The sequence below is a fragment of the Eggerthella guodeyinii genome, from assembly GCF_009834925.2.
Taxonomy (GTDB): domain Bacteria; phylum Actinomycetota; class Coriobacteriia; order Coriobacteriales; family Eggerthellaceae; genus Eggerthella; species Eggerthella guodeyinii.
Map to the genome: position 1 here is coordinate 3,674,112 of NZ_CP063310.1, position 26,777 is coordinate 3,700,888.

Genomic DNA, 26,777 nt, shown 5'->3' on the forward strand with positions numbered 1-26,777 from the left:
CAACAACCGATTTCCGTATTTCACCCCGCTTCGATGCTGGCGGCGGCATCGACGTTTCCTGGTGCAGACCAGGTTTCATGCCGCGACGAGCGGCGGCGTTGGCGGCTTGCTGTCACAAGTGCTAGTATTGTCCTGGGTTTTTCGCCGAGCCACAGGAAGAGGGGACCATGGCAACCGAGCAGGAATACCGATCCATCCTCATACCGAACCAGCCGTTCCGCCGATTGAAGATCGCCGAGTACATATCCCAGGGGAAGAAGAAAAAACTCTTCAAGGGCGAGTACATCCGGACGAGCGCCAAGACCATCGACGACCTGTATTACTACTACATCGACGAAGGCCAGATCATCGCCACGTTCGAGCAGGAATCGGGCGAGGTGGCGCCGCTGTACTGGCGCAACGCCGGCAACGCCTTCTCGGCGGAGTACAACGATTACGCGTCCATCGGCCGCTACAAGGCGCGCTTCATCGCGGCGCAGAACACCGTGCTGTTCGCCTTCACGCAGCGCCAGCTCTACGAGCTGAGCCAGGACGACCCCGAGCTGTTCTACGAGTTCATCAACGTATGCCACATGTCGTTCGCCCAGATGGGGCACCGTATCAGCAACACAGGCTACCAGTCGTCCACGAAGCGCATGATCATGTGGCTGCAGAAGCTGTGCGCCACGCAGGAATGCGACGAGCGCGGCGTGTACGATATCGAGTGCAAGCTGACGCTGCAACAGCTGTCCGAGCTGCTGTCCATCCACATCACCACGTGCACGAAACTGGTGGCCGCGCTGGAAAACGAGGGCGTCCTCGAGCGCACGCGCACCCGCATCCGCGTCTACGACGCCGACCGCCTCGCCCAATACGGCCTCGAGGACAACCCGCTGGCGTACTAAGGGAACTACAGATCGCGCATGAGCTCGCCGACCTGGAGCTCGAACCCGCAAGCAATGCGCTCAATGGTCTTGATACCCACGTTGACAGTGCCGTTTTCGATGGCCGCCAGATAGCTTCGATCGATGCCCGCGGTTTCCGCGAAGCGACGCTGAGTAAGGCCGCGCTCGTCGCGCAGCTCCTTGATCCTCAAACCCAATGCCAGCCGAATGTCCATACTCGATACGCTACGGAAAACGAGTAAACTGAGGTGTAGCAAATCAACAACAACTTGAGGTCGGAGACGCGAATGAACACATACAACGAAGCACTGGACACGATACGGGCCATGGCCGCCGGAATCTACGCAACCGCGAAAACCGAGGAGGAAGTTTGCACATTGGAACAGGACCTCTACGCCATGATTCGCACGATTGCCGAAGAGCGTCTCGTCTATCTTGAAGAGACGGCTCGTTTTCGCCCGTAAAACACGGTTTTCGCACCCGAAGCGTGTGTTTCGGGCGAAGATGGGTCGCGCACCGCTCCGCTCGCTGCGCTCGTGCACGTTTCGCAGCTAGCGCACTTTCGCCGCGATGTAGCCCAGCGTGGCAACCGCCATCACGGCGGAGAAGCCGAAGGCCAGCTGGTAGGCCAGCGCCGGATTCGCCACCCCCACCGCGGACGCGCCCACCACGGCGACGAGGAACACCATCACCGACGTGCCGAGCGACGCGCACGCCTGACGAGCCGAGATGCAGAACGACGAGCCGTCCGCCACGATGGGCCGCGGCAGCTGCGCGAGACTCCACGACGTGAGCGGCCCCACGAGCCCCGACACGCCCACGGCGCGCACGGCCTGGCACAACGTGGTCACGTACAGCGGCGTGTCCGCGTTGAGGAACGACATGAGCACGGCTCCCGTCGCCAGAAACGCGCCCGACACGAGCGCGACCGGGCGCGCGCCCACCTTGTCGGTGAGCACGCCCGCCAACGGGTTCAGCACGAGCGCGGTCACGGTGCCGGGCAACAGCACCATCCCGGCCTCGAGCGCGGTGCCGCCGCACAGGCCTTCCACGTACAGCGGCACGATCAGCGTCACGCCCATGAACGAAGCGTTCAGCAAATTCTGAGCGATGAAGCCTGCGCGGAATTGCGGCGACGCGAAAATATCCATGCTGATCAGCGGATCGTCCACGCGCTTCTGCCGCCTCACGAACAGCACGAGGAACAGCGCGCCCAGCACGAGCGGCACCCAGATGAACGGGCTCTCGAACGAGAAGCTGCTCGCGTTCGAGAACGCCAGCAACAGGCCGCCGAATCCCAGCGTGGACTGCGTGAGCGACACCACGTCGAGCCGCGCGCCCTTGTCGGGAGCCGCCGAGGGCCTGATGGCGATCGCGGCCGCCACGCCCAGCACCAGCATGATGGCCACGAGCAGCACGAAGAAGCTGCGCCACCCCAGCGAGAAACTCATCGCGCCGCCGATGGTGGGGCCGATGTTCGGCGCGAAGCCCATGGCGATGCCGGCGATGCCCATCGCCGTCGCCTGCCGGCCGCGCGGGAAGCGCGTCATGGCGATGGTCTGCATGAGGGGCATGAGCATACCCGTGGAAACGGCCTGGCACACGCGGCCGCCCAGCAGCACGCCGAAGTTGGGCGCGAGCAGATCGGCCACCGCCCCTACGAGGAAGAACGCGAGCGCAATGAACACGTGCTGCCGCACCGAGAAGCGCCGCGAGAGAAACGTGGCCACCGGAACGGTGATGCCCAGCACGAGCATGTAGACGGTGGTCAGCCATTGCCCCAGTTCAACCGTCAGGTTGAACTCCATCATGATGTCGCCCAGCATGGCGTTGACCGCGGTTTGCGAAAGGTTGCCCGACGCCGACGCCAGCACGACGATGGCGAACAGCGCGTACACGCTCATTCGCTCGCTCTTCACTCGTTTCATGCTTGCACGTCGCCTACCCTCCGTTTCAACCAGCGCATTCCAGTATATCCCAAGCGCCCTATCCGGAAAATGCAAACACGGCCTACGGAGCGCGGACGGCAGCGCTCACGCTCGACAGATCAGCGCAAACCGTCCGAAACCACCTTCGAACTCGTCACAGCTCCCCCTTTGGAGCCGCACCGGCACGGCCGACCCTTCGATTCCGGTATACTGGAATTCCGACGGAAGGAGGCGCCTATGGCCGAAAGCGATAGCGACAAGCTCGAACCGCCCGCCTACCGCATGAGCCGGGCGCGCATCGCGGTGCTGCTCGCGCTGGCCGCGCTGCCGGTTCTCCTCACCGCGCTGGCCCAGCCGTTCCTGCCAGACATCGTCCCGCTGCACTACGGAACGAACGGGGCCGATCGATGGGGATCGAAAGCCGAGCTGTTCGTCGCAGCGGACATCATCGCCGTGATCGAGCTTGCCCTCGTAGGGCTTTACACCGTAGTAGAGCGACAGCGCGAAACCGGGCGGGAAGACTGGATTGTCGTCAACGGCCCCGTAACCGCTATGTTTCCCACGTTCGCCATCTTGTATGCAATCATGGCTTGCGTTCAGGCCGTCTATCTCTTCGCGGCTTTCCAGCTGACGGAATTCACGCTGCCTGTCGATGTCGGCAAGCTGTACGTGTACGTGCTGCTCGGGCTCGCCTTGCTAGCCATGCTCGCACCGGCGTTCTACATGCTCATCACCGGAAAGGGCCTCTCGCTCGTGAACTTCCACCCCGGCACGAGCGACCTCGAGAAACGCACGGGAGCCGACAAGCAGCAAGCGCGCGCCATCGGCGGCCTGCTGCTGTTCCTCGCCGGCTTCGTACTCGTGGAATTCTTACTGCTGCTGAAATGAAAACGCACCCGCCGCGAGGGCGGGTGCGCGTTAGTTGAACGGCAACAAACTAGTGCGACGACGTTACTCCCCTGCGTTTCTTCGAGAGGCTGTCGGGCACCGCACGCGACGGCTTTGCCACGACGGTGTTGCCGGCAGGGCTTGCAAGCCGGCGCTCGAAGATGTTGAACTCGTTGATCACGTCTGGCACCTCGAAGCCGCGATTGCGCTTCTGGTCCCTCATGAGCACCACGATACCCGACTCGAGACACTTGTTCACCGCCAAGGTGACCGCGCTGACGGCTCGACCCGTCGACGCCGCTGCCATCTTCATCGTGAACAGGGGCATTCCGACGAGCTCGGGCAGCAGCACGTCGAGCGCGGAGTTCGCTCGGATCGGCCCGAGCTTCTCGCGCCATTCGCGCTGTAAGCGAGCGGCGCTCTCTTCAAAGGCAGCGGCCTCCTCGCAAGCGGTCAGGCATGCTCCGGCGAAAAACGAAACCCAGTCGTTGATGCCGTCATGCAAACCCTCCTCATCGGAATCGAGCGAACGGAATCCAGCAAGTCCGCTCACATACGATTCGGCATGCGTCGCAAGCACAAGCGAGATGGGCGGTACCAGGTTAGGCGCGAGACCCCGGCGCTTCAATAGGAGATGTACGAGAGCCCTGCCGGTTCTTCCGTTCCCGTCCACGAATGGGTGAATACTCTCGAATTGAGCATGGGCCAACGCCGCCTGAAGCACGGGGGACGCAACCTCGTCGTTGCAGTATCCGGCAAGATCGTCAAGCAAGCCCGCAACGTGCCGAGGTGCCGGCGGAACGTACTCGGCACCCAGGGGGTTGTAAGAGTTTCCCCCTATCCAGTTCTGCCGCTCGCGGATCATCCCACCGAAACGCTCGATGCGAGTATCGGCGCAGAGTCTTTGGTGAATGCGAAGGATCGTTTCCGTCGTGACAAGACCCGGACCTTGCGCGGCGTTGAGCGCATCTTGCATGGCGTGGATGTTTCCAACGATCTCCGTAGCCGCTTCGTCGTGCCGAAACGATCCATCCGTGAGGTTGGCCTCGGCTTTCAACAAACGCTTCGCCCCGATGCTCAAACCTTCGATACGCGACGAGGACACGGCTTCCGCCCGAAGCAAGAGGCGCGCGATCCCTTCCGAGCTATGGAGCGCCTCGGCCTCGACGTTGAGCTTCTCGATAGCACGTTCCGCACGGGCGACGTCCCCCACCACATCAGGCTCGAGCGCCATGTGGAGCGATGCGAGCGGGGTGGGAAGATAATACTCGTACGACCCGCTGCGTCGCTCGGCACGGGTGCGCCCTTGGCCTTCGCTCGCCCAAAACTCCTTATGCAGCGTGCCCATATGCATACCTCCTTATTTCAGGTTAGTATACAACATGAAATAAGGAGGTGCCATGCTTCAGGTTTCGCATGGTTGGCATTGCACCCGCCGCGAGGGCGGGTGCGCGTTAGTTGAATGCTTGCTGGGTCTTCTCCAAACCTACCTGCACCAGCGACAACGCGGCTTGCGCGCCGCGGTCGGTGGCCTGCACGAAGTCGTCCGCGGCGTCCTTCTTGGGCTGCGACAGCACCCAATCCACCACGGGCATGCGTCCCGGCGGACGCCCGATGCCCACGCGCACGCGGTACCAGTCGCGCGTGCCCAGCTTGTCGCAGATGGAGCGCAGGCCGTTGTGCCCCGCGTGCCCTCCGCCGAACTTCGCCCGCACGGTACCCGGGTCGATATCCAGCTCGTCATGCACGACGATGAGATGCTCGGCATCCACGCCGTACGCGTTCATGAGCTGCTTCACCGGCCCGCCCGACGTGTTCATGTAGCTCTGCGGCTTGGCCAGCACCAGGTCGTGGTCGCGATACACGCCCTTCGACGTGAGCGCACCGCACTCCGTCTTCCAGTAGCGCGCGCCCACCTCGTCGGCGATGAGATCCACCGTGTCGAACCCGGCGTTGTGCCGTGTATGCTCGTATTCCGCGCCCGGATTCCCCAGGCCCACGATCAAAAACATGAGAACCAGCTTTCCACTCGCAAGTCGTTCGTACATTCAGCGAGAAAGGCCGTGGTGCCCGAGATTCGTGGGATGGCGGAGGCGAAGCGCGCCCCGAAGGAAGTCCCCGCAGGGGATACTTCGGTACGCGAGCTTTCGCCATCGCGCGAAGATTGGGCGCCACGGCCTTTCGCAGCGTCGGCCCGTTCCGCTGTTCGTAGAACAGCGGAACCCCCTACTCGAACAGCGACGCGACGGAGCCGTTGTTGTAGACGTTGCTGATGGTCTTCGCGAACAGCGGGCCCACGGACAGCACCTTCACCTTGCCGGTCTGGCGCTCGAGCGGCACGGGCACCGTGTTCGTCACCACGACCTCCTCGATGATGGAGTTCGCGATGCGATCGTACGCCGGGCCGCTGAACAGGCCGTGCGTGGCGCACGCGTACACCTTCTCGGCACCCTTCGCCTTGAGCGTGGTGGCCGCGGCCACCAGCGAGCCGGCCGTGTCGATCATGTCGTCGTTGAGGATGCACACCTTGCCCTGCACGTCGCCGATGAGCGCCGTGATCTCGGCCTGGTTGTGCTTCGGACGGTCCTTGTGCATGATGGCGATGTCGCAATCCAGCATGGTGGAGAACTTCTTGGCGGCCTTCGCGCGTCCCACGTCGGGCGACACCACGCACAGCTTCTCCTTGTCGAGGCCCATGCTGCGGAAGTAGTCGACGAAGATGGGCATGGCGGTCATGTGGTTCACCGGCAGGTCGAAGAAGCCCTGGATGGCGTCCTGGTGCAGATCGATGGTGATGACGTTGTCCACCCCGGCGGCAGCCAGCAGGTCGGCGACCAGCTTGGCGGTGATGGGCTCGCGCGGGGCCGCCTTGCGGTCCTGGCGCGCGTAGCCGTAATGGGCGACGACGGCCGACACGGAGCGGGCCGAGGCGCGCTTCGCGGCGTCCACCATGATGAGCAGCTCCATGAGCGCATCGTTCACGTCGTAGCCGACGGCACCGCACACCGACTGGACGAGGAACACGTCGGCGCCGCGGACGCTCTCCTGGTAGCGCGCGTAGATCTCGCCGTTCGCGAACTTCTCAAGCTTGACGTTGCCGAGCGACGCGTTCAGGTCCTTCGCGATCTCCTCGGCAAGCTCGGGGTTGACCGACCCCGAGAACAAGGCCATGCTCTTCTGCACTTCCGTCATGTGCGCGCTCCTTCGTTTCACCCTGGGGCCGCCGCACCCCGCAGCCGTCGCCCCCTGTCTCATGGGCACTATTGTATCCGCAGGCAGCACGCCCGCACAGGGGCAACTTGGCCATCTTCGCAGATTGACCGCAAGGAAGGGGTGGGCGGGGAACGAGCGCGCACCCCTGAGCCTCCGCCGCGCGCAAAAGGGCTTAGCGCACGTTCTTGCCTTCCTCGATCAGGCTTTGCAGCTCCTGCTTGGAGTGCACGCCCGCCTTCGCGTAGACGTTGCGGATGTGGCTTTTCGCCGTGTTGAACGAGATGCCCAGCTCGCCCGCGATGTACTCGATGGTGTAGCCCTTCCCCAGCAGGAACAGCACGTCGCGCTCGCGCGTCGACAGGCCCGCCTGCTCGGCCAGCGCGTTGCAGCTCTTCGTCCAGGCCCCTTCGCGCGGGAAGTCCTCGCCCGCGCCCGGCGCCGCACCGTCCGACCCGCCCTCGAGCCCCCTGCCGCTGGGAAAGAAATCGCCCGTGGCCTGGTTGGTCTGGGCGTTGCGGGTCTTCTTGAGCGCCGTGCCGATCGTGCGCTCGTTGAGGATGACCATCGACACCACGAGCAGCACGAACACCATCCCCATGGCAAGCGCCACCATGTTGCTGGCGTTCTCCATCAGCACGGGCGCCAACGACGAGCCGGCGAACCAGCCGATGGTGGTGCCCGCCGCCGATGCGCCGCGGCCCCAGCCGAACACGCGCACGTACGACAGGTCGGTGCGGTTCGCCACGTTGGCCAGCAGGCACCACACCATGAGGATGAACAGGTTGTACGCGATGCTCACCAGCTCGCCCTGGATGACACCCAAGCCGCCGAACAGCGGCACCGCGAGGTTGCCCAGGCACGTGAGGATGATGATGGGATAGTACAGCTGGCTGATGTCGAACTCGCGCACCAGCAGCCCCACCAGCACGAACAGCAGCACCGCCGTGCACCCGGTGGCGAACACGATGATGACGCCCTGGTCGGTGATCGACGAAAGCGGCTGCTGCAGCGCCATGAACCCCTTGACCACGCCCGCGATCACCGAGAACACCGCCACCGCCACCACGAGGCGGATGAAGTAGCCGCGCGGCAGCTCGCGCATGGGAACCACGTCCTCGACTTGCCGGCCCGAGGCGCGGGCGGCCGCCATGGTGAACACGACCGCGAGCAGCGGCAGGCTGGCCGTCATCAGCAGTCCCACCGGTTGCGGCAGCCCGATGCAGACGAAGTACAGCATGCCGGCGAAGATGAACGATCCCGCCGTGTACATGAACGCCTGGCGCGCGCCCACCGTGCTGTACATCGATCCCAAGCGCAGCGCGACGAACCCCGTGCCCACGCCGGTGAGCGCGCAGCCCACCACGAACAGCGCGTCCTGCGCCCCGGACGGCGACGACCACGCCACCACGAGCGTTGCCGCGGTTGCCACTCCCGCCATCACGGCCACCATCAGGCGCGACTCGACGATGCGCGCGGCAACGCGATGGAATACGCCGGCGACGATGAGCACGAGCCCCAGCGCCGTGGTCGATGCCAAGTACATAACCAGCATGGCGCTGTTTCCCACGGAGGGACCGGCCCATCCGTACAGCACGTCGCTGTTGTAGCACAGGAATATCCACGCGTAGTAGGCGCCGAAGCCCAGGAACTTCATGCTGGGCCATTGTTCGTCCAGGTCCTCGAGCAGCCTCGATGCCGAAAACCGCGCACGATCGCCCCGTCCGTTGCCCGCTTCCTCCGTACGCATCATGAACCTCCCCATCGCGCGGCCCATCGCCTGCGCCGCGCTCCCCGTATGGTCTCGGTCTATTCTAGCACCCGCTCATCTTCCCCCGCCTCGGCCGTCCCGCCCGCCGCCTTGTCGCGATCGCCGCGCGTCGCCAGAAACGGGAACGTGACGGCATGCATGGGGCAGGCATCGGCGCACGCGCGGCACTTCGTGCACTCGTTGAGCGGGGCCGACACGGACGCGTCGTGCAGGTCGATGCCTTCGGGGCACACCTCGGCGCACTGATGGCAGGGCTCGCCCTTGGACGAGCGCAGACACGCAGCCTCGTTGCTCACCGGGCGAAACGTCCGGTTCAAGCGCGCCACGAGCGACAGCAGCGCCCCCAGCGGGCAGAAGCGGCTGCACCATTTCCGCAGCACTGCCACCTCCAGCACGAGGATGGCCGGGAACACCAAAAGCGACAGCGCCACCTCGTTGAACTGGAACAGGCGCCACACTGCGATAAGGGTGGCGAACGTGAGGCCCACCGGGCAGATGAGGCAGAACACCGGGAACCCGAACACGGCCGTGGAGAGCAGCGCGCCGCCCAGCACCCAGTTGCGCGAGTCGGCCGCGCCGCCGCGCTGGGAGGCGGGAAGGTCGAGCGCGTCGGACGGGCGGCGCGTGCGCTTCGGCTCCTTGAGGCCGAAGATGCGCCTCAGCAGCGGGATCGGGCAGCCCCAGGCGCAGAACGCGCGCCCGAACAGCACCACCAGCACGACGCCCACCGCAAGCGCGATCAGCATCGGGGGCACTACGGTTTTGCTGGCGAGCGCCGCCTCCACCGCGCCGAGCGGGCACAGGGCCGCCACGTCGAAGACGCCCCAGGCCGAAGGCGTGCCCGTGCCGGTGTGCAGCGCCAGGCCCACGCACGCGAGCGCGATCACCGCCAGCGCGGACAGGGTGCGCAGCAGGTTGGAGTTCCGTTTCATCTCGCGCTCATCTCGCTCTCGTCCTCCACCACCGTCTTCCCCAGCCGCTCGTACGCGCTGGGGCTCACCACCACGATGCCGCGCCGCGAGCCGCCGGCGAAGCTGCGGTACACGAGCGCCGGGCATACGTCCTCGCACACGCCGCACCCGTTGCAGCGGGCGTCGTCCACCACCGGGTGGCCGCTGCCGTCCAGCGAGATCGCCTCGTACGGACACGCCTTCTGGCACTCGACGCATCCCTGGTAGTAGGCCACGCAGCGATCCTTCTGCACCACCGCCACGCCCATCTTGTCGACGTCGGGATCGAAGGGCCCGATGGCGCCCGTGGGGCATACCCGCAGGCAGTCGCCGCAGAAGTCGCAGCTTCCCCGATGGAAGTTCAGCTTGGGGGTGCGGGCGCGCAGCACGCCGTCGCCCACCTCGGCCACGCCGATGACCCCGGTGTGGCACACGCTGCGGCAACGGTCGCACTTCACGCACGAGGCCAACAGGCGCAGCTCGTCCTGCGCCCCCGGCGGCCGCACCAGCGAGGTTTCGGCCGCGCCGTCAGCCGCTTTCACGGCCCCGCCGAACCCCACGAACGCCACCGCCGCGGTGCAGAAGCCCGCGAACGCGCGGCGCGTGTACGCGGCCATGGCTCACGCCGCCTGGGCGCTCTGGCCGATCATCTGGTCCTCCAGCTCGAGGAAGCCCTCGGTGATGTCGGCGATGCCGCGGTAAAACGACGTGGTCGCGTACGCGCGCACGTCGGCGCACAGGCGCGGCACCCAGGCGGCGAGGTGCTCGTCGAAGAACGCGCGCTGCTTCGCGCACAGCTCGGCGTAACGCGCCGCGTCGCCCGCCTCGAGCGCCGCGCTCGCGCGCTCGACGAGCTTCGCCATGAACTGGAACTCGAACGACAGGTGGTCTTCGGGCGTGGTGTTGTCGGCCGGCAACCCCAGCTCCTCGTCGAGGTAGCACGCCACCACGGAATCGCGCGCGTCCTGCATGAGCAGGTGCTCCTCGCTCGTGTACACCGACTCGTACGGCGGCGCCATCAGCTGTTCGTACATGCCCGCGCACAAAAACACGCGCGCATAGTCCACCGCAAGCTCCTGGCGCGTGCCCGCATCGCGATGGCGCAGGTACTCCTTCACGATGCCGTAGCCCGCCCCCACGTACGCGGCGTCGACGGGAAGCTCCTGCTTCGCCAGCGCCTCGATCTGCTCGTCGGTCAGCTCCAGCTTGTACATGCTGGCCAGAAACTCGTAAAAACCCTGACGTGCGGCGTTCACCGCAGCCAGCTCGTCGCGATCATGCTGCTCCATCGCAGCCCCCTTCCTCGTGCATCCGGCGGCACCGCCGAGCGGCGCCGCCGGAGCGAACCTACAGGACGATGCCGAAGTAGTTGGCCACCGCCGTGCCCACCATCCACATGACGGCGCGGAACGCGATCGAGCCGATGATGCCGCCGGCGAAAGCGATGCCCGCCAGCGTCACACCCGACGCGGGCTTGCTGCGTGCCAGCCATCCGCATACGAGGGGCGCGAGCCCGCCGCACGCGAGGGCCACCCAGAAGATGGCCGCGGCGTCGCCCGTAGCCGCGCCCGACGCGAAACCGAACGCCAGGCCGCTCACAAGCGCCAGCACGCCGCCGACGGCGGTTTCCGCGCCCGCCAGTTTGACGGCTTCGGCGGCCTCGCCTTTGAGGGCCGCCAGCAGCAGGTACAGGCTCAAGCCGCTGGCCGCGCCGAAGCCCAGGTAGCCCAGGGGCAGCGCGATGGTGTTCCACGTGGCGCGCGCCTCCATCAGGTAGGAGTAGCCGCTCGCGAAGCTGAACACGATGCCGATGACCGCGGCAACCACGGCGACCGCCTTGCGCGCCCCGGCCGACGCATCGCGCTTCAACAGGATCAGGTACACGGCTACCGCCACGATGAACAGGCCGATGAGCAGCGCTTCCAGGAAGATGCCCGGCGTGGGGTGGCTGAGCACGGCCATGATGCGATCGGGGTGCGACAGGTGCGTCACCGACGCGATGCCGCCCACCACGGCCAGCGCGAGCGCCGTCACCGACGCCAACAGGTTGGTGCGCTTCGTGCATCCGCGCAGCTCGTCGACGGCAACGCCCACCGACACCCAGGTGCCGCAGCTGGCGATGGCCGTGAACAGAACGAGGGACCATTGGATGTCCATGCTACTCAACCCCTTCCATCCACTCGCCGTGCATGCTGGTCATGATGTACTTCGTGCAGGGGTTGTTGCCCACGTTCGGCAGCTCGTGGATGTCGGCCGCATCGTACTTCGCCAGCTCCTTCGACACGTCGGAGCTCGGATCGTCGAGGTCGCCGTAGAAGCGGGCGCCGGCGCTGCAGCTCTTCACGCACGCGGGCAGCTCGCCGTTCGCGGTCAGGTGGCCGCACAGCGTGCACTTCTCCACGGTCTGCGACGCCTTGTTCCAGTCGCGCACGCCGTAGGGGCAGGCCATCATGCAGTACTTGCAGCCGATGCACTTCTCGCGGTCGATGAGCACGACGTTGTTGCCGTCGCGGTAGCTGGCGCCGGTGGGGCACACGTGCACGCACGGCGCGTCGGCGCACTGCTGGCACATCGTGGGCAGCGGATAGCGCGTCATGTTCGGATAGTCGCCGAAGGGACCGCGCTGCAGCATCTTGTTCCAATGCTCGCCCAGGGCGATGTCGTTCTCCATCTTGCACGTGATCTCGCAGGAATAGCAGCCCGTGCAGCGGTCGAGGTTCACGACGATGCAGTTATGCGCCATACTCGAACACCTCCTCGGTGGGATCGCTCGGCTGCGGCATCCAGGGCTCGAACTGCTCGGGCTCGGTCCACACGCCTTCGGGTGCGGCCGCGTCAGGCGTGACCTTCACCTGGAAGCCGCGCAGGGTATAGGTGCCGTACTCGGGATTGTACGGCTCATCGTTCTTGGTCAGCACGTTGATGTTCATCACCTTGTACGCGCGCTCGGGATCGGTGTCCAGCAGCTCGGGCGCCCAGAACCGCTCCTGGTAGATGACGCCCTTGGCGATGGCCGTGGTCACGCGCGCCTTGCCATGCGTCTCGCCGCGACGGCTGGCGATGGTGCACCACTGGCCGTCTTCCACGCCGTAGGCTGCCGCGTCGTCCGGATGGATCCACATCTCGGGGACGGGGTAGATCTCGCGCAGGTACGGGATGTTGCGCAGCGTGCCGTGGTGGTACATCGGCAGGCGGCCTTCGGTCAGCACGAGGGGATACTCGGTGTCCGTGAGCGGGCTTTCAGCCGGCTCCTTGTAGTAGCACAGCGGCTCGTAATCCTTCGACGCCGGCTCCAGCACGAGGTTCTTCTCCTCGAAGCACTGCGACCAGGGGAAACCCGTGCGGCCCAGGATGGTGTTGGACTCGCAGTACACCTCGCACTTCTTGGAAGGCGTCCCGAAGCCCTTGGCTTTGCCGGTGGCCTCGTCAACCGCCTTATAGCCGTAGTACGTGCGGTACTCCTCTTCGGTGCACCACTCGAACACGCCCTTCTCGGCCGCTTCCTCCCAGCTCATCTTCAGGTTGTTGAGGTGCAGCTTCTGCTTTTCGTACTCGTTCTTGTACATCGGGATGCCGTTCGTGCCCTCGGCCGTGAAGGCCTCCTGCGCATGCACGTTGCCCATCTCGGCCATCTTCTGCACGATCTGCGTCCAGATGAGGCCCTCCTCCACCGTCTCGAACAGGTGGGTGACCGCCTGGCGGATGACGATGGCGTTCAGCTGCGGGATGACCAGGTTGGTTTCCAGCCACTCGGCAGAGGGGAGCAGCATGTCGGCGCACAGCACGGAGAACGCCGTCGGGTACATGAAGATGTGGCAAACGAAGTCGAGGTTCGGGACGATCTCGTCGAGGCAGGTGGCGTTGCCCAGCACCACGTGCTTGTTGCCGGAGCGCTCGAACCATGCATGGATCTGGTAGGGATCGCCGTCCTTCATGGCCTTGAACACCGCGGGAATGAACGCCATGTCCCAGTCGAGCAGGCCCTTGTGCTCCTGCACGCCCAGGCGCTTGAGCATCTTCTCCTTCTTCAGGAAGCGCGGCGTGTTGGGAATCTGGTCGCGCGCCGGGCAGGCTTTGAAACTTTGCAGCATGGCGCCGGGCTTCTGCACGTTGCCCATGAGGTACTCGAGGTTGAGGGCGCCGAGCGCGCACTGCTGCGACTGCTCGTATTGGTCGATGGGCACGCCCTGCATGATGCCGGACTGGCCCGTCGTGTAGATCTCCAACGCCTTCTCGATCTGGCCCTCGTCGAGCCAGCAGATCTCGGCCGCCTTCGCCAGCGTGAACTCCTCCACGCTCTCCTTGAGCAGCTGGCCGCCCGTGGGATACTGCTTCCCGTCGATCTCGTACGTGCCGAACAGCGGCGGGGTGACGCCCTCGTTCATGGGGTACTCCAGCACGACGGGCTTGCCCTGCGCCGGATCCCAGATGACGTAATCGGCGTCGGTGCCTTCGAGGCCGCATTCGGTGGGCTTGAGGGTCAGGCGCGTCTCAGGGTTCACGAGGTAGGGCATGTTGGTCCAGTTCGTGCAGAAGTCCTCGTCGTACTTCTTGTTGTCGATGATCCACTTCGTCCACGCCATGAGCAGCGCGGCGTCGGTGCCGGGGCGGATGGGCAGCCACACGTCGGCCTTGGCGGCGTCCATCGTCATGCGCGGGTCGATGACCACCGTCTTCAAGCCCTGCTCGCGAGCTCGCAGCTCGGCCAGCGCGCGGCCGCCCGTGGCAACCGAGCTGTTGGCCGGGTCGGTGCCCCACAGCACGAGGGAGTCCACCGGCGAGTCGGTGAAGTAGTAGTCCCAGCCATTGGAGTCGCTGAAGGACAGGTTGTTCGGCTTGCCCATGCCGTTCGACAGCTGCGAGGCGCCCATGCGTGGCAGGTAGCACTGCGCGCAGCCAGGCTCCCACACGTTGGGCGTGTTGATGGCCTCGCCGAAGCGCTTCACGTTGCTGAAGTGCGGGTTGCCGCCACCGCCGGTGGACACGGCCACGCATTCCGAGCCGTACTTCTCGTCGATCTCGATGAGCTTCGTGGCGATCTCGGTGATGGCCTCGTCCCAGGTGATGCGCTCCCACTGGTTCTGGCCGCGCTCGCCCACGCGGCGCATGGGGTACTTGTTGCGGTTGGGATGGTACAGCGCCTGGATGCCGGCCATACCCTTCGCGCACAGGCCACCCTGGCTCATGGGGCTTTCGGGATTGCCCTCGATCTTGATGACGCGACCGTTCTTCACATGCGCCAGCACGGCGCAGCTTGCGATGCAGGCGCGGCAGGCCGTCTTCACGATCTTCACGTCGCCGCCCGTATCGGCATGCGCCGGATCGACGTGCACGAGGTCGTCGCTCACGGCAACGCCCAGACCGCATGCGGCGCCCAGCGCCGCCGCCGACTTCACGAAACTGCGTCGCGTGATGGTAGGCTGTGTCATGTTCCCTCCTCCTTGTATCTCGTCTTGTATCTCGTCATTGCCGGTGGTGCTTGGTTGCTCGTATCTCAGATGGAACGCCCGCTCGCGCGCGGAGCCAGGGCGATCGGGCAGCGCTTTACCCGACCATGGCCAGCATCTGCCGGCCGGCATCCGTCGTCTTCCACGAGCCGTCCCATGTAAGACCTCCTACGGTCTCCAACTTGGAGATGAAATAGCTGGGATACACCTGCTTGGGGTCGCCGAGCGCGGGGTCGCCCTCGAGCGCTCGCTCGATGGCGGCCTTCGTCGCGCCGTCCTCGCAGAGGGCGAGCACGGCGGCGTACGCCTGCGCGTAGACCGCGGGTTCGTCGCGCAGCACGTCGGCGAACCGCTTCGTAGGTTCGAACCGCGCGAGCGCGGCGCGGCCGGCTGCGGTGGTTTCCACGGTGTAGTCGATGGGCCGGTCCTGCTTCTCCTCGCCCGGCGCGTACGCGGGCTCGGGAACCTCGACGGCTTCCACGCCGCCGCAATCCACCATGATGCGCAGCAGCGCGTGGGCGTTCTGCGTGCTGAGGTTCAGCTCGGGCCGCTCGTCGATGAGCGCCTCGGCATCGCGATAGGGCATGCGCCGCTCGCACACGGCCAGCACGGCGCACAGCGCCAGCGTGTTGGCGCGATTGGCGTTGAGGCGCTTGACGACGGCGTCGACAATTGCGGCGGCCTCGTCGGCGGCCGGCGCAGCTGCGGTTGCGGCTGCGGCCTGCGTGTCGTTGCTCATGGTTCCCCCGTTTCTGCTCGTCTCGTCTGGCTTCGAGCAGCTTTACCTTACGGCGCAGCGAGCGGAGGGGAAACGTCCGTTGTTCGTGAAAGAACGCGACGCACCCGGATATTTATGGGTGACCGAGGGTGCGAAAACGCCACCAATAATGGATGAGCAAGGGGAACGACCTGGGGTAACCGGCGCTTAACGCACCTGCTCGTCGTAGAAGGACACGATGCTGCTCATGAGGTCTTCGTCGAGCATGAGGCAGGTCCCCTTGTCGAAATGCTCGGCGCGCCACGCGTTCATCAGGTCGGCGTCGTTCGCACCGTCGTTGGCCTCCCAATACGCGTAGTAGTCCTCGTTGAACGCGGCGATGTTGTCGCGCGCTTCGTCCGAGTAGTACAGGAAGCTGTGGCCGCGATCCTCGAACTCGACGAACGTGAAGCGCGGATCGTCGCCGAATTCCTCGCGATACCGGTCGATGCCCGTCTCGGGCGGCACGGTGGCGTCGTCGGCGCTGTGCAGCACGAGCACCTGCGCCTGCGACGACGCGAACCCCTCGAGGGAGGACGCGTCGGCGTAGGAGCCGAACTTGAGATGCTCGTACAGCGACAGGTACGGCATCAGCAGCACGATGGCGTCGCCCGCCATCTGCCGGCCCTGGCTTTCGAGCATGGCCGCAGAGGTGTCGAAGCCCGCAACGGACACGACCGCCTTCACCTCGGGATGGTCGGCGAGCGCGCTGCCCACCGCGTAACCGCCCCAGCTGTGGCCGAACAGCATGACGGGAAGGTCGCGCAGGCGGTCGTCCTGCGCCACGGTGTCGAGGGCGCGATCGAGGTCGATGACGCCCTGCGGCAGCCCGCCGACGGCGTCGCCCTCGCTGCGGTCGTTGCCCGTGGCGTCGTAGGCGAACACCGCGTAGCCGCTGGCCGCGAAGCGGTTCGCCACGTCCATGTACGTGTTGCACCCGCCGCCCAGGCCGTGCGCGATCACGACGACGCCCTTCGCGCCCGCGCCGTCCTCGGCCACGCCCGCGTCGGCCGACGTGTAGAGATAGCCCGCGAGCTGCTGGCCCTTGTCGGAGACGAAGGTGGAGGTGCGCTCGCTGAGGCCGGGGAACTCCTCGGGGCTGCGCTCCGTGAACGCCGCCGTATGCAAACGCGAGCCGAAGTTGTCTTCATAGATGGCTGCCGACAGCGCCAAGGGCGCTCCCACCAGCGCCAGCACCGCGACGATGCCCAGCACGATCGCCACGCGCCGCCCCCGATGGCTCCGAACCGGTTCGCTCTCCACAGCCGCCGCCCCTTCTCGCCCGACAATCCTTCCGCCAGTATACACGCAGCTCTGCCTTCGGCACGATGCAAGCCGCGCGCACCCCCAGCGATTCCCCGTCCTAGGATAGAGGCCGCGTATTGCTTTACGCCTATTCGTTGCTATACTATACGTATAGCAACGAATGAGGAGGTACGCGATGACAACGGACATGGTGCAGATGAACACGCGCATCAGCCGCTCGCTCAAGGAGCGCGGCGATGCGGCGCTGGAGCGCGCCGGCTACACGCCGTCGCAGGCGATTCGCAAGCTGTGGGACTACGCCGCGAACAACGCGCACAACCCGCGCGCCATAGAAAACCTGTTCGACGCCGAAGACGAAGCGGAGAAGCGCGAAGCCGAGGAAGAGCGCGCGCGGCGGCGGGAAATCACGATCAGGGGCGCGAACATCGTCGCCGATGCGTACGAGCGACACGGAATCAAGCCTTCGGACTGGACGATGAACGCATCGTACGAAGAGATGCGCGACTACGCCCTGCTCGAGCGCCTTCGGGAACGGGGCCTCGATGCCTAGCCAGCAAACTTCCCTTCTGGTCGACACGAACATCTGGCTCGACTACTTTCTTGCCAACCGTCCAGGGCATGCCGCAGCGATGTCCTTCATGCTATTCGCGCATGAGCACGGCTATCCGCTGCTGTACCCCACCGCCATCGTCAAGGACGTGTTCTACCTGACCGCGAACGCCTTCAAGCGAGACATGCGCAACGAGAACGGCAGGCTCACCGAACGCGATGCGGCGGCAGCGACCGAAATCGCTTGGGGATGCGTGGGCAACATGCGGGAACAGGCCACCGCCGTAGGGTCAGACGAATCGGACTTGTGGAAAGCATGCGGCCTCCGCAACCTCCACAACGACCTCGAGGACAACCTGATCGTCGCCGCGGCGCAACGGTCGAACGCGACGTACCTGATCACCAGCGACGAGCTGCTCATCAAGCACGCCCCCGTGGCCGCGCTCACACCCGGCGACGCGCTCACGCTGCTGCAAGCGATGCGGTAGAAACGAAGGGGAGGGGCGACCGCGTCGCCCCTCCCCTTCGTGTCGCTATCCTTGCTATCCGCGCTTCTTGGCGGCCCAGCCGGGGATCTCGCGCTGCTCGGGGCGCGTGAGCGCCAACGAATCGGGCGCCACGTCCTTGGTGATGCAGGAACCCGCGCCGATGATGGCGCCCGCGCCGATGTTCACCGGGGCCACCATCATGGTGTCGCTGCCGATGAACGCGCCGTCGCCGATGGTGGTGGCGTGCTTCTTCCTGCCGTCGTAGTTGCAGGTGATGGAGCCGGCGCCGATGTTCACGTCCTCGCCGATGGTGGTGTCGCCGATGTAGGACAGATGCGGCACCTTCGAGCCCTTCCCCACCGTGGACTTCTTGATCTCCACGTGGGTGCCGGCCTTCGCACCCTCGCACAGGTGCGCCGCCGGACGCAGGTACGCGCGCGGGCCGCACGTGGCGCCGTCGTCCACCTGGGCCTCGACGGCCACCGTCTCGTCCACAACGCAACCCCGTCCGACCGTCGTATCGGTCAGGCGCGAGTCGGGGCCGATGACGCTGTCCTCGCCGATGCTCGTCGAGCCCATGAGCGTGACGTTCGGCAGCAGCTCCACGTCCTGCGCGATGGTCACGTCGGGGCCGATCCACACGAGCTCAGGATCGACCATGGTCACGCCGGCGGCCATATGCGCGCGGTTGATGCGGCGCTGCGCGAGCTTCGTGGCCTCGGCCAGCTGGATGCGCGAGTTCACGCCAAGGCACTCGGCCGCATCGTCGCAGGCCAGCGCCAGCACGGGGCGGCCGGCGTTGCGGCAGATCTCCAGCACGTCGGTCAGATAGAACTCGCCCTGGGCGTTGTCGTTGCTCACCTGCTCGAGCGCCGCGAACAGCGCGCGGGCGTCGAAGCAGTAGAACCCGGAGTTGCACTCGCCGAGCGCCGCTTCCTCGGGCGTCGCGTCCTTCTGCTCCACGATGCGCGCCACCGCGCCCTGCTCGTCGCGCACGATGCGCCCGTAGCCGAACGGGTCGTCCAGCTCCATCGTGAGCACCACCACGGCCGCGTCCGCCTCTTCGCGCGTGGCCACCAGGCGCGCGATGGTCTCGGACGTGATGAGGGGGCAGTCGCCCGACAGCACCACGAGCGAGCCGTCGAAGTCGGCCAGCGCGTCCTTGCACACGGCCACGGCGCCCGCCGTGCCGTTCTGCTCCACCTGCACCACGGTCTGCGTGTCGCCGACCAGCGGCTCCACCTGCTCGCGCGCATGCCCCACCACGGACACCACGCGCTGGACGCCCGCATCGCGCGCGGCGTCCACCACCCAGCGAACGAGCGGCTTACCCAGCACTTCGTGAGCCACCTTCGGCTTCTTGGACTTCATCCGGGTGCCCGCACCCGCGGCCAACACGATAGCGGCAGCTTCCATATCGCTCCTTCGCAACGCAGTTTCCATCGTCAAGACTATCAAGACTAAAAAGTATAGCGCAACGGCGCGATCACCGTTTGCTCTCGGAGTCGGGATCGCCGGAAGCGCCGGGTGCATCGACTGCGCCCGACTCGCGGGGCGCGTCGGGCGCGCCCGCCATGCCCTCGACGTCCTCCTCCTCGCGATGCAGCGCGCGCTGGCGCGCCTCTTCGCCGCCTTCGCGCACCAGGGCCTCCTCCACGCTGAGCAGGGGCGGCTTCCCCTCGTCGTCGAAGTCGCGCTGCATCTGCTCCAGCAGGTCGTCCTTGCCCTCTTCCTTCAGCACGCGCACCACCTCGTTGCGCACCGCTTCGCGGACATCGCCGATGGAGCCGCCGCCCAGCAGGCCCGTCGGGCCCAGGTCGACGACGATCTCGAACACGCCGCCGCGCTTCTTCGCTTCTTCGACCTCGCTCTTGAGGCTCGGGTCCTCGATATCGCGCAGCAGCTCCTCGGTCTCGCGCGCCGCTTCGCTGCCCGCCGTCTGGCGCGTCACGTCGTCGCCGCTGGCCGACAGGTACGCCACCCCGCGCTTCTGCGCCGCCTTCGCCTGCAGCAGCAGGAACACGAAGCCCAGCACGCCCGCGATCAGCGACGCCGCCAGGATGGCCAGCTTCGCCGTGGCGATGTGCATCTCGTCGGTGAACGCGAGGTTCGCCACGAAGATGGCCATCGTGAAGCCCACGCCGCCCAGGATGCTGGCGCCCAGCATATGGAACCAGTTCACGTTCTCGGGCAGCGAGGCCAGCTTGCTCTTCACGATGATGAAGCTCATGAGCATGATGCCCAGCGGCTTGCCCAGCAGCAGGCCCAGCATGACGCCGTACAGCACCGGGTCGGTGAGCATGGCGCCCACGTCCATGCCGATGAAGCTGACGTCGGCGTTCGTCAACGCGAACAGCGGCAGGATGCCGAAGTACACCCACGGGTACAGCTTGTGCTCGAGACGCGTCGCCGGCGGCACCACCTGGCCCGCCACGCGGCTGAGAGCCGTCACGGTCTTGATGTAGTCGCCCTGCGCGATAACCGGCGTTTCAGGCTGGAACGCATCGCGTGCCTCGCGTACCTTGTCGCCCGACCAGGTGATGAAGCTCTTGAGGTTCACGCGCGACCCCGAGGGGATGACGAACGCCAGCAGCACGCCCGCGATGGTGGAGTGCACGCCCGACATGAACACGCAGTACCACAGCACGGCGCCCACCAGCAGGTACGGCACGAGCGAGTAGATGTGGTTGCGGTTCATCAGCACGAGCACCACCAGCACGACGGCGGCCATGGCCAGCCAGAACATCGACGGGCTGTGGCCGTAGAAGACGGCGATCACCAGGATGGCGATGATATCGTCGGCCACGGCCAGCGTGCTCAAAAACACGCGCACGCCGCTGGGAACGCGGTTGCCCAACAAAGCCAGGATACCCAGCGCGAACGCGATGTCGGTGGCGGTGGGGACGCCCCAGCCTTGCACGGTTTCGGGATTCGTCGCGTTGAACACCAGGTAGATGCCGATGGGGGCCAGCACGCCGCCGATGGCAGCCATGATGGGCAGCAGCGCCTGGCGGATGTTCGTCAGCTCGCCCACCGTCAGCTCGTATTTCACTTCCAAGCCCACCAGCAGGAAGAACACAGCCATGAAGATGTCGTTGATCACGTGCGCCAGCGACATGCCCGCGAACGCGTCGCCGAAGAAGAAGCCCGCCTCGGTGTGCCAGAACTCCAAGAACGCCTCGTACGCGCCCGTGTTCGCCACGATGAGCGCCACGACGGCCGCCAGCAGCATGACGCCGGCCGCCTTCGTCGACGAGTGGGTGAATTGGATGAGTTTCCTGTATCGTGCCTGATGACGCTGCACTTCGTTGATGAAAATGCGCTGCGTTCCGTCTTGATTCTGTTCGGTCATGTCGCCCTTTCGGCTTCGTCGTTTGCCGTATTATCCCCCAATTACCTGGTGCGTCCGCTCGATTGTTACCCGTTTTTAGATCGATTTCACAACAAAGTAAAATGCCCGGCCAAAATATCATGAATTGCGCTATTCTGTACTCATCAGCTTAGGCGTTAGGAGTCGGCTTGGGATTCGCGTGGAGGGCATATCACCCATTCGCTCGTATGACCAGGTGCGATGACAACGACCGAGCTGTTTTTTTATTCGCAACGAGGTAAGAGGTGATCGCTATGAGCATTACCGTCACCGGACGCAAAATGCCTGTAACCGACGCGCTGCGCGAGTACGCCGAGGAGAAGATCGGCAATTCCATGAAGGTCATGGACATCGATCCGCTCGTAGCCGAAATCGTGCTGTTCGTTGAGAAGAACCCCGCCAATCCTCGCCCTGCCGTCTGCGAAGTCACGCTGCGCACGAAGGGCCACATCATTCGCGTCGAAGAACACGAAGAGGATATGTACGCCGCCATCGACGTGGCCGCCGCCAAGGTCGTCCGCCAGCTGCGCAAGTACAAGACGAAGGTGGTCGACCGCAAGCTGCGCGCCGCCGACGAGACCATCCGCATCGAGCCTTCCGCCGCCGGCGAGCTGGACGTTGACGGGCTCATGCAGGAACTGTCCGACGACGAAGTGGTGCGCGTGAAGACGATCGAGTTCGAGCCGCTGACCGAAGAGGAAGCGCTCGTGAAGATCGACCTCTTGGGCCACGACTTCTTCGCCTACACCGACCGCGACAGCGGCCTCGTGAACGTGCTGTACCGTCGCGACGACGGCGGCTACGGCCTCCTCAAGCAGGCGGAGGAGTAAGCGGTTTCGCCTCCCCAACCTCGCACGAACGAACGCCGGCGGATTCCACATCGCCGGCGTTTTCCTTTGCCGTGCGCGCCGCCCTCAGTCGGCGAACAGGTCGATGAGCTCCTGCTTCGAATGCACGCCGAGCTTCGCGTAGATGTTCTTCATGTGCGTGCGCACCGTGGCGGGCGAGCACACCAGCTCGTCGGCGATGAACGCGGCCGAGCGGCCCCGCGCAAGCTGCAGCATGATCTCCGACTCGCGCGCCGTGATGCGGTATTCGGCCGCCAGCTCTTCGGCGCGCGCCGCGAAACGATCCTCCCCGGTGACCACGATCACGCGCTTCTCGTCGGTCGACGGTCGCCGCCGCGTCAGGTACAGCAGCAGCATGGAAAGCCCGTACACCGCCGCGATGGTGACGATCCAGTACAAACCCTCGGCCTCGCTGCCCGACGCCTCTCCCAGCCAATAGCCCGCCATGCCGAACAGCAGCTGCGACAGGCGGATGCACGCCGTGGCGAACGCGAACAGCACGTACGTCTTGAGCTTCTTCCGCTGTATCTGGCACAGGATGAAGTACAGCGCGCTGAACGAGATGAACTCGTACACGAGCACCAGCAGGCCCTGGAGCGCTTGCGAAGCCCAGCTTCCCAGCGTGAGCGGCAGCAGCACCACCAGCGCCAGCAGTATCGGGAACAGATAGCGGTACAGCCGCTCCACGTCCACCGCGCGGGCGACGACGACCACGACGAAGCAGAACACGAGCGCCGCCGAAATGGCCCCGACGGCGGAGATGATGCCCGACCCGTCGGTGGCGACGCCGAGGAAGAACCCGTTGAGGATGCTCACCGTCGCCTCGAGGACGATCGAGACCACCAACGCGTCGGCGATTCCCATCGCACCCTGGCGATATGCCTTGAACGTCGCGGGCGCCGCGTCGTCTTCGGAGGAATCGAGCCACGCGCGGCCCCTCGCGCGCAGCAGCAACGCGACCGCGCCGACGAGCAGCACGCCCACCGCGACGACGAACGGCACGCCCATGAGGCTGCCGCACGCCAACGTGATCACGCTTTTCACCAGCATGCCCAGCGCCAGGATGCCCGCGATCCGCGCCGGCGTCTGATGGGCCACCACCTCGAGCCACGAGAGGTTCAAGCACGTCGATGCAACGCCGTACGTCAGCGCCAGGAGCACGAACACCCCCGATGAGCCGGGGGCGATCCAAGGAGCCACGGCGGGAGCGGCAACCAGGAGCAGCAGCAGCGCCGGCAGCACCACGGGCAGGCGGAAGCCGGGGATGAGGCCCTTCCACGCAAGCGCCATCACCGTGAGCGCGCACAGCAGCGACGACAGTGCGGTTGTCATGGAGAACGACATGTCGGCGATGAACAGCGTGGACGTGGGAACCGAAGCGAGCGCCGAGGAGTACAGCAGGGAATTGGCACCCCGGAACAGCCCGTATCCCAGCGCAAGCGCCAGCGTCCGACCGTTGACGAAGAACCGGCGGTAGTCTGCTGCCTGCGTTGCGTAGCGGCTGTCTTGCATGATCCCCTCTCGCGTCAAGTACCTCCGTATTCTAACCGTTGAACGGCCCCGATGCCCCGCACACCTCGCGCCTCAAACGGCCAAAACGAAAAATACCGCAAAACAGGGCAGAGGCGAAACGGGGCGAAATACCGCAAAAGGCGGCACGGTGAACCGCCGTCTTCGAGGCAGAATCCAGAAAGCAAGGGAACGGGGCGAGCGGATGCGCGCCCCTCTGTCAGAAGGGATGAACCATGGAAGAACAATCTCAGGGCAAGCAGCTCAACCGACGCTCGTTCATTCAAGGTATCGCGGCGACGGGCGCTCTCGGCATCATGGCGGGCGCGGGCCTGTCGGGATGCGCGCCGCAGCAGCAAAGCGCCGCCGCCGAAGCGCCGCAGCAAGAGGCGGGTGCGAGCGCAGGCGAAGTGCACGAGTGGGTCGACGCGGTATCCTCCGCAAGCTTGGCCACGAACAAGTACACCACCTTCACCGAAACGCAGCTGCAAGACGCCGTCATGGCGTACCAGACCGAATGCGTCGTCTCCACATCGAACGAGGACGGCACGCCGAACATCGCCATCTTCGTGCCCGCGGCCATGATCGACGGAACGTACGTCGCGTTCGCCTGGGCCGAAAACCAGACGAAGGCGAACTTCGAGCGGGCGAAGATCGGCATGATCGCCTTCGACGTGCCGAACCCGACGGCCGAGACGAAGGAGCTGCGCCACCAGGGCTCGGTGGTGAAAGCGACCCTCGTGGAAGACGAATCCGTCATCGGGAAGCTGAAGGACGCCGACGAGCAGCTTGCCGTGTGCACCTTTGTGGAGATTACCGAACTCCTGCCCGTCGGTTAACTCTTCGCGCGTTGTCCGATACAATGGGTGCCACCGAAACTAGACGATAGGAGCGGCATGGCAACCATCGACACCATCAAGACCATCCTCGAGGAGAACCTCGACATCGACCCGAGCACCGTCGAGGAGAGCTCGACGTTCGACTCGCTGGGCATCGACTCGCTCGACATGGTGGAGCTGATCTGCGACCTCGAAGAGGCCTGCGACGTGGACTTCGGCGAGCCCGAGGGCCTCGACACCGTGGGCAGCCTCGTGGAGTACATCGACTCGCTGTAAGCGCGACAGCGCACGCAGTACCATCCAGCAGCACCGCGAAGGCCCGCCGATCGGCGGGCCTTCGCTTGTCCAGGGAGAATCGGGCCAGCGGAAAACCTTACGCGAGCGCCGCCTTGGCCGCGTTGGCGCCCGAGAAGCGACCGGAGGTGTAGGACCAGTTCAGACCGCACCCGCCCGCCGGGTAGTCGTCGTAGACGAACGTGCCGCAGCACACTTCGCCGGCCGCGTACAGGTGCGGGATGGGCTGACCGTCGGTGTCGAGCACCTGGAACTCGGTGTTCACGCGATAGCCGCCGAAGCTGCCGTGCGTGCACACGCCCATCGTCAGCACGTAGAAGGGAGCCTCCGCGAGCGGGACGAGGTTCTCGGCCTTCTTCTTGAACTGGGTATCCTCGCCGGACGCGGCCAGCTCGTTGTACGCGTCGAGCGCCGTCTGCGCCGCAGCGCCGTCGATGCCGAGCGCTGCCGCCGCCTCGGCCACCGTGTCGGCCTTCGCGAACATGCCCTGCTCCAAGCCGAAGTCGAGCTTGCTGCGCAGATCCTCGTCAAGCGCGTCCACCATGGCCTGGTCGTACACCGCGAAGAACTTCTGATCGTCGAAGTGCGCCACGTCGTAGTAGATGTCGTGCGTCTGGCCGGCCTCGTTGGCGAAGCGCTCGCCCTTGGAGTTGATCCACAGCGCCTTGTTGCTGATGAGCTTCGACTGGCCCGGCTCCACGGGACAGGCGAGGATGCCGTTCGTGCCGCCGTGGCCCACGTAGTCCGCGCCGATGTCGAGGCCCATCTGCAGCCCCTCGCCCGTGCAGCCGACGCCCACCTCGGTGTACACGCCCGAGTAGTCGGGGCAGTACTCGTCGATCATCTCGACGTTGCGGCAGAACCCGCCCGTGGACACGATCACGTTCTTCGCGTTGTAGAGCACCGTCGAGCCGTTCCCACGCTTTGCGAGCACGCCGGTCACCGCGCCGCCGTCATCGACCACAAGCGATTCCACCGTGGTGCCGAAGTGGAACTCGGCGCCGTGCTCCTGAGCGTACGCCGTGACGGCGCGCAGCGCGTCCATGGCGTTGTTGGCGCAGTTGTGGCCGCGCGGCACCGGATCCTTGCCCTTCTTCGACACGGTCTCCTTGAAGGGCACGCCCAGCTCGCCCGTCAGCCAGTCGATGGTTTCGCCGAAGTGCTCGGCGCAGAACTTCTGCACGTCGTAGTCCAGCTTGTCGCCGCCGCGCGACAGGAAGTAGTCGAGCAGCCCCGACGGATCGTCCTCGATGCCCGCGGCTTTCTGCAGCTGCGTGCCCGCGCCGTAGAACGTGCCGAGGGCCAGCGAGCTGGAACCGGCCAGCCACGCCATCTTCTCCAGCAGCACGGTCTTCGCGCCGGCCGCCGCAGCCTGGCCCGCCGCCGTCACGCCGGCACCGCCGCCGCCCAGAACCACCACGTCGAAGTCCACTGTCTCGTGCGCCTCGGCCGCCGCGGCCTGCTGCGGCGCGCAGCCGAACAGGCTGCCCAACGCCATGGTGGCCAAACCGCCCGTCAGCGCCTGAGCGAACTGCCGGCGCGTCAGCGGCATGGAAGCCCTCGTCGTCTCGGTGGCAGCAGTGGCGGTGCGTCCCGTCTTGATTCCCGTCATGATTGATCCTTTCCTCCCTGGGGTGATGCTTCATGCCCTGCACTCTACGCACGATGCGCGCACCTCAGAAGCCACCTTCCGGGTGAAAAACACCCGATGCCGCCGGGTTTCACCCGGAAGGTGTGAGGCGCAGACTACGCGTAGTGCACGCGCTCGGGCGTGCTCGT

The 26,777-nt window shown here is 65.6% G+C and carries 26 protein-coding genes; 8 read left to right on the forward strand and 18 right to left on the reverse strand.

The window, feature by feature from the left end:
* The first annotated feature begins 167 nt into the window (after window positions 1–167).
* Entirely contained in the window at window positions 168–884 is a 717-nt protein-coding gene (locus GS424_RS15705) for a Crp/Fnr family transcriptional regulator (protein ID WP_160941388.1), read from the forward strand.
* Window positions 885–889: 5 nt separating this feature from the next.
* Here the strand turns inward: GS424_RS15705 and GS424_RS15710 are convergent, their stop codons facing one another.
* Window positions 890–1,099: a helix-turn-helix domain-containing protein gene (locus tag GS424_RS15710; RefSeq protein WP_160941389.1), complete on the reverse strand. Its 210-nt coding sequence runs from the start codon at window positions 1,097–1,099 to the stop codon at window positions 890–892.
* Between the two features lie 72 nt (window positions 1,100–1,171).
* On the opposite strand from GS424_RS15710, the gene GS424_RS15715 reads away from it, so the two are divergent.
* Window positions 1,172–1,348, forward strand: a complete 177-nt coding sequence (locus GS424_RS15715) for a hypothetical protein (protein WP_160941390.1) — start codon at window positions 1,172–1,174, stop codon at window positions 1,346–1,348.
* Window positions 1,349–1,435: 87 nt separating this feature from the next.
* Here the strand turns inward: GS424_RS15715 and GS424_RS15720 are convergent, their stop codons facing one another.
* Complete coding sequence (locus GS424_RS15720; protein WP_244977583.1) at window positions 1,436–2,788, reverse strand: DHA2 family efflux MFS transporter permease subunit; 1,353 nt, start codon at window positions 2,786–2,788, stop codon at window positions 1,436–1,438.
* 261 nt (window positions 2,789–3,049) lie between these two features.
* Between GS424_RS15720 and GS424_RS15725 the strand changes: the two genes are divergently transcribed.
* Complete coding sequence (locus GS424_RS15725) at window positions 3,050–3,700, forward strand: DUF1648 domain-containing protein (protein ID WP_160941392.1); 651 nt, start codon at window positions 3,050–3,052, stop codon at window positions 3,698–3,700.
* 49 nt (window positions 3,701–3,749) lie between these two features.
* On the opposite strand, the gene GS424_RS15730 is transcribed toward GS424_RS15725, so the two are convergent.
* From GS424_RS15730 to GS424_RS15785, 12 genes are all read right to left on the reverse strand, one after another.
* Window positions 3,750–5,048 (reverse strand): Fic family protein, encoded by a 1,299-nt coding sequence (locus GS424_RS15730; protein ID WP_160941393.1) that lies wholly within the window; start codon window positions 5,046–5,048, stop codon window positions 3,750–3,752.
* A 106-nt stretch (window positions 5,049–5,154) separates the two neighbouring features.
* Window positions 5,155–5,712 (reverse strand): aminoacyl-tRNA hydrolase, encoded by a 558-nt coding sequence (pth, locus tag GS424_RS15735; protein ID WP_154332848.1) that lies wholly within the window; start codon window positions 5,710–5,712, stop codon window positions 5,155–5,157.
* Window positions 5,713–5,926: 214 nt separating this feature from the next.
* Window positions 5,927–6,892, reverse strand: coding sequence for a ribose-phosphate diphosphokinase (locus GS424_RS15740; RefSeq protein ID WP_160941394.1), 966 nt, complete (start codon window positions 6,890–6,892; stop codon window positions 5,927–5,929).
* Between the two features lie 193 nt (window positions 6,893–7,085).
* Complete coding sequence (locus GS424_RS15745; RefSeq protein WP_244977584.1) at window positions 7,086–8,663, reverse strand: helix-turn-helix transcriptional regulator; 1,578 nt, start codon at window positions 8,661–8,663, stop codon at window positions 7,086–7,088.
* A 56-nt stretch (window positions 8,664–8,719) separates the two neighbouring features.
* Entirely contained in the window at window positions 8,720–9,613 is an 894-nt protein-coding gene (locus tag GS424_RS15750; RefSeq protein WP_160941395.1) for a 4Fe-4S binding protein, read from the reverse strand.
* The gene (locus tag GS424_RS15755) at window positions 9,610–10,248 is read right to left on the reverse strand and encodes a 4Fe-4S dicluster domain-containing protein (protein WP_154332845.1); all 639 of its coding nucleotides are present in this window, start codon (window positions 10,246–10,248) and stop codon (window positions 9,610–9,612) included. The genes GS424_RS15750 and GS424_RS15755 overlap by 4 nt, the downstream gene beginning before the upstream one ends.
* Before the next feature lie 3 nt (window positions 10,249–10,251).
* Window positions 10,252–10,920, reverse strand: coding sequence for a TorD/DmsD family molecular chaperone (locus GS424_RS15760; RefSeq protein ID WP_160941396.1), 669 nt, complete (start codon window positions 10,918–10,920; stop codon window positions 10,252–10,254).
* A gap of 58 nt (window positions 10,921–10,978) precedes the next feature.
* Complete coding sequence (locus GS424_RS15765) at window positions 10,979–11,788, reverse strand: dimethyl sulfoxide reductase anchor subunit family protein (protein ID WP_160941397.1); 810 nt, start codon at window positions 11,786–11,788, stop codon at window positions 10,979–10,981.
* A gap of 1 nt (window position 11,789) precedes the next feature.
* Complete coding sequence (locus GS424_RS15770) at window positions 11,790–12,374, reverse strand: 4Fe-4S dicluster domain-containing protein (RefSeq protein WP_154332842.1); 585 nt, start codon at window positions 12,372–12,374, stop codon at window positions 11,790–11,792.
* Complete coding sequence (locus GS424_RS15775) at window positions 12,364–15,060, reverse strand: molybdopterin-containing oxidoreductase family protein (protein WP_160941398.1); 2,697 nt, start codon at window positions 15,058–15,060, stop codon at window positions 12,364–12,366. Before GS424_RS15775 ends, GS424_RS15770 begins: the two co-directional genes overlap by 11 nt.
* Window positions 15,061–15,175: 115 nt before the next feature.
* Window positions 15,176–15,817 carry a hypothetical protein gene (locus tag GS424_RS15780; RefSeq protein ID WP_160941399.1) on the reverse strand — a complete coding sequence of 214 codons (642 nt, stop codon included), beginning with the start codon at window positions 15,815–15,817 and terminating at the stop codon, window positions 15,176–15,178.
* A gap of 186 nt (window positions 15,818–16,003) precedes the next feature.
* Window positions 16,004–17,098: an alpha/beta hydrolase gene (locus GS424_RS15785; protein WP_160941400.1), complete on the reverse strand. Its 1,095-nt coding sequence runs from the start codon at window positions 17,096–17,098 to the stop codon at window positions 16,004–16,006.
* Between the two features lie 178 nt (window positions 17,099–17,276).
* Here GS424_RS15785 and GS424_RS15790 point away from each other — a divergent pair, with 178 nt between their 5' ends.
* Complete coding sequence (locus GS424_RS15790; RefSeq protein WP_160941401.1) at window positions 17,277–17,651, forward strand: type II toxin-antitoxin system RelB/DinJ family antitoxin; 375 nt, start codon at window positions 17,277–17,279, stop codon at window positions 17,649–17,651.
* Window positions 17,644–18,138, forward strand: a complete 495-nt coding sequence (locus GS424_RS15795; RefSeq protein ID WP_160941402.1) for a type II toxin-antitoxin system VapC family toxin — start codon at window positions 17,644–17,646, stop codon at window positions 18,136–18,138. Before GS424_RS15790 ends, GS424_RS15795 begins: the two co-directional genes overlap by 8 nt.
* 54 nt (window positions 18,139–18,192) lie before the next feature.
* Here the strand turns inward: GS424_RS15795 and glmU are convergent, their stop codons facing one another.
* Window positions 18,193–19,554: a bifunctional UDP-N-acetylglucosamine diphosphorylase/glucosamine-1-phosphate N-acetyltransferase GlmU gene (gene glmU, locus GS424_RS15800; protein ID WP_160941403.1), complete on the reverse strand. Its 1,362-nt coding sequence runs from the start codon at window positions 19,552–19,554 to the stop codon at window positions 18,193–18,195.
* A 70-nt stretch (window positions 19,555–19,624) separates the two neighbouring features.
* Entirely contained in the window at window positions 19,625–21,490 is a 1,866-nt protein-coding gene (nhaA, locus tag GS424_RS15805; RefSeq protein ID WP_244977585.1) for a Na+/H+ antiporter NhaA, read from the reverse strand.
* Window positions 21,491–21,762: 272 nt separating this feature from the next.
* On the opposite strand from nhaA, the gene hpf reads away from it, so the two are divergent.
* Complete coding sequence (gene hpf / locus GS424_RS15810) at window positions 21,763–22,338, forward strand: ribosome hibernation-promoting factor, HPF/YfiA family (protein ID WP_015761403.1); 576 nt, start codon at window positions 21,763–21,765, stop codon at window positions 22,336–22,338.
* Between the two features lie 84 nt (window positions 22,339–22,422).
* Here the strand turns inward: hpf and GS424_RS15815 are convergent, their stop codons facing one another.
* Window positions 22,423–23,868 carry a response regulator transcription factor gene (locus tag GS424_RS15815; protein ID WP_114513300.1) on the reverse strand — a complete coding sequence of 482 codons (1,446 nt, stop codon included), beginning with the start codon at window positions 23,866–23,868 and terminating at the stop codon, window positions 22,423–22,425.
* A gap of 233 nt (window positions 23,869–24,101) precedes the next feature.
* Here GS424_RS15815 and GS424_RS15820 point away from each other — a divergent pair, with 233 nt between their 5' ends.
* Together GS424_RS15820 and GS424_RS15825 are read left to right on the forward strand one after the other, a co-directional pair.
* A complete protein-coding gene (locus GS424_RS15820) occupies window positions 24,102–24,704 on the forward strand; it encodes a Tat pathway signal protein (protein ID WP_009609440.1) in 603 nt (200 codons plus the stop codon).
* Between the two features lie 57 nt (window positions 24,705–24,761).
* Window positions 24,762–24,980, forward strand: a complete 219-nt coding sequence (locus GS424_RS15825; protein WP_009609420.1) for an acyl carrier protein — start codon at window positions 24,762–24,764, stop codon at window positions 24,978–24,980.
* A 97-nt stretch (window positions 24,981–25,077) separates the two neighbouring features.
* On the opposite strand, the gene GS424_RS15830 is transcribed toward GS424_RS15825, so the two are convergent.
* On the reverse strand, window positions 25,078–26,610 hold the full coding sequence (locus tag GS424_RS15830; protein WP_160941404.1) for an FAD-dependent oxidoreductase: 1,533 nt from the start codon (window positions 26,608–26,610) through the stop codon (window positions 25,078–25,080).
* Window positions 26,611–26,777 lie beyond the last annotated feature (167 nt).

Excerpts from the sequence above, each read along its gene's own strand:
- GS424_RS15705 (WP_160941388.1), top strand. The coding sequence starts at position 168 with ATGGCAACCGAGCAGGAATACCGATCCATCCTCATACCGAACCAGCCG.
- GS424_RS15710 (WP_160941389.1), bottom strand. The coding sequence starts at position 1,099 with ATGGACATTCGGCTGGCATTGGGTTTGAGGATCAAGGAGCTGCGCGAC.
- GS424_RS15715 (WP_160941390.1), top strand. The coding sequence starts at position 1,172 with ATGAACACATACAACGAAGCACTGGACACGATACGGGCCATGGCCGCC.
- GS424_RS15720 (WP_244977583.1), bottom strand. The coding sequence starts at position 2,788 with ATGAGCGTGTACGCGCTGTTCGCCATCGTCGTGCTGGCGTCGGCGTCG.
- GS424_RS15725 (WP_160941392.1), top strand. The coding sequence starts at position 3,050 with ATGGCCGAAAGCGATAGCGACAAGCTCGAACCGCCCGCCTACCGCATG.
- GS424_RS15730 (WP_160941393.1), bottom strand. The coding sequence starts at position 5,048 with ATGGGCACGCTGCATAAGGAGTTTTGGGCGAGCGAAGGCCAAGGGCGC.
- pth (WP_154332848.1), bottom strand. The coding sequence starts at position 5,712 with ATGTTTTTGATCGTGGGCCTGGGGAATCCGGGCGCGGAATACGAGCAT.
- GS424_RS15740 (WP_160941394.1), bottom strand. The coding sequence starts at position 6,892 with ATGACGGAAGTGCAGAAGAGCATGGCCTTGTTCTCGGGGTCGGTCAAC.
- GS424_RS15745 (WP_244977584.1), bottom strand. The coding sequence starts at position 8,663 with ATGATGCGTACGGAGGAAGCGGGCAACGGACGGGGCGATCGTGCGCGG.
- GS424_RS15750 (WP_160941395.1), bottom strand. The coding sequence starts at position 9,613 with ATGAAACGGAACTCCAACCTGCTGCGCACCCTGTCCGCGCTGGCGGTG.
- GS424_RS15755 (WP_154332845.1), bottom strand. The coding sequence starts at position 10,248 with ATGGCCGCGTACACGCGCCGCGCGTTCGCGGGCTTCTGCACCGCGGCG.
- GS424_RS15760 (WP_160941396.1), bottom strand. The coding sequence starts at position 10,920 with ATGGAGCAGCATGATCGCGACGAGCTGGCTGCGGTGAACGCCGCACGT.
- GS424_RS15765 (WP_160941397.1), bottom strand. The coding sequence starts at position 11,788 with ATGGACATCCAATGGTCCCTCGTTCTGTTCACGGCCATCGCCAGCTGC.
- GS424_RS15770 (WP_154332842.1), bottom strand. The coding sequence starts at position 12,374 with ATGGCGCATAACTGCATCGTCGTGAACCTCGACCGCTGCACGGGCTGC.
- GS424_RS15775 (WP_160941398.1), bottom strand. The coding sequence starts at position 15,060 with ATGACACAGCCTACCATCACGCGACGCAGTTTCGTGAAGTCGGCGGCG.
- GS424_RS15780 (WP_160941399.1), bottom strand. The coding sequence starts at position 15,817 with ATGAGCAACGACACGCAGGCCGCAGCCGCAACCGCAGCTGCGCCGGCC.
- GS424_RS15790 (WP_160941401.1), top strand. The coding sequence starts at position 17,277 with ATGACAACGGACATGGTGCAGATGAACACGCGCATCAGCCGCTCGCTC.
- GS424_RS15795 (WP_160941402.1), top strand. The coding sequence starts at position 17,644 with ATGCCTAGCCAGCAAACTTCCCTTCTGGTCGACACGAACATCTGGCTC.
- glmU (WP_160941403.1), bottom strand. The coding sequence starts at position 19,554 with ATGGAAGCTGCCGCTATCGTGTTGGCCGCGGGTGCGGGCACCCGGATG.
- nhaA (WP_244977585.1), bottom strand. The coding sequence starts at position 21,490 with ATGACCGAACAGAATCAAGACGGAACGCAGCGCATTTTCATCAACGAA.
- hpf (WP_015761403.1), top strand. The coding sequence starts at position 21,763 with ATGAGCATTACCGTCACCGGACGCAAAATGCCTGTAACCGACGCGCTG.
- GS424_RS15815 (WP_114513300.1), bottom strand. The coding sequence starts at position 23,868 with ATGCAAGACAGCCGCTACGCAACGCAGGCAGCAGACTACCGCCGGTTC.
- GS424_RS15820 (WP_009609440.1), top strand. The coding sequence starts at position 24,102 with ATGGAAGAACAATCTCAGGGCAAGCAGCTCAACCGACGCTCGTTCATT.
- GS424_RS15825 (WP_009609420.1), top strand. The coding sequence starts at position 24,762 with ATGGCAACCATCGACACCATCAAGACCATCCTCGAGGAGAACCTCGAC.
- GS424_RS15830 (WP_160941404.1), bottom strand. The coding sequence starts at position 26,610 with ATGACGGGAATCAAGACGGGACGCACCGCCACTGCTGCCACCGAGACG.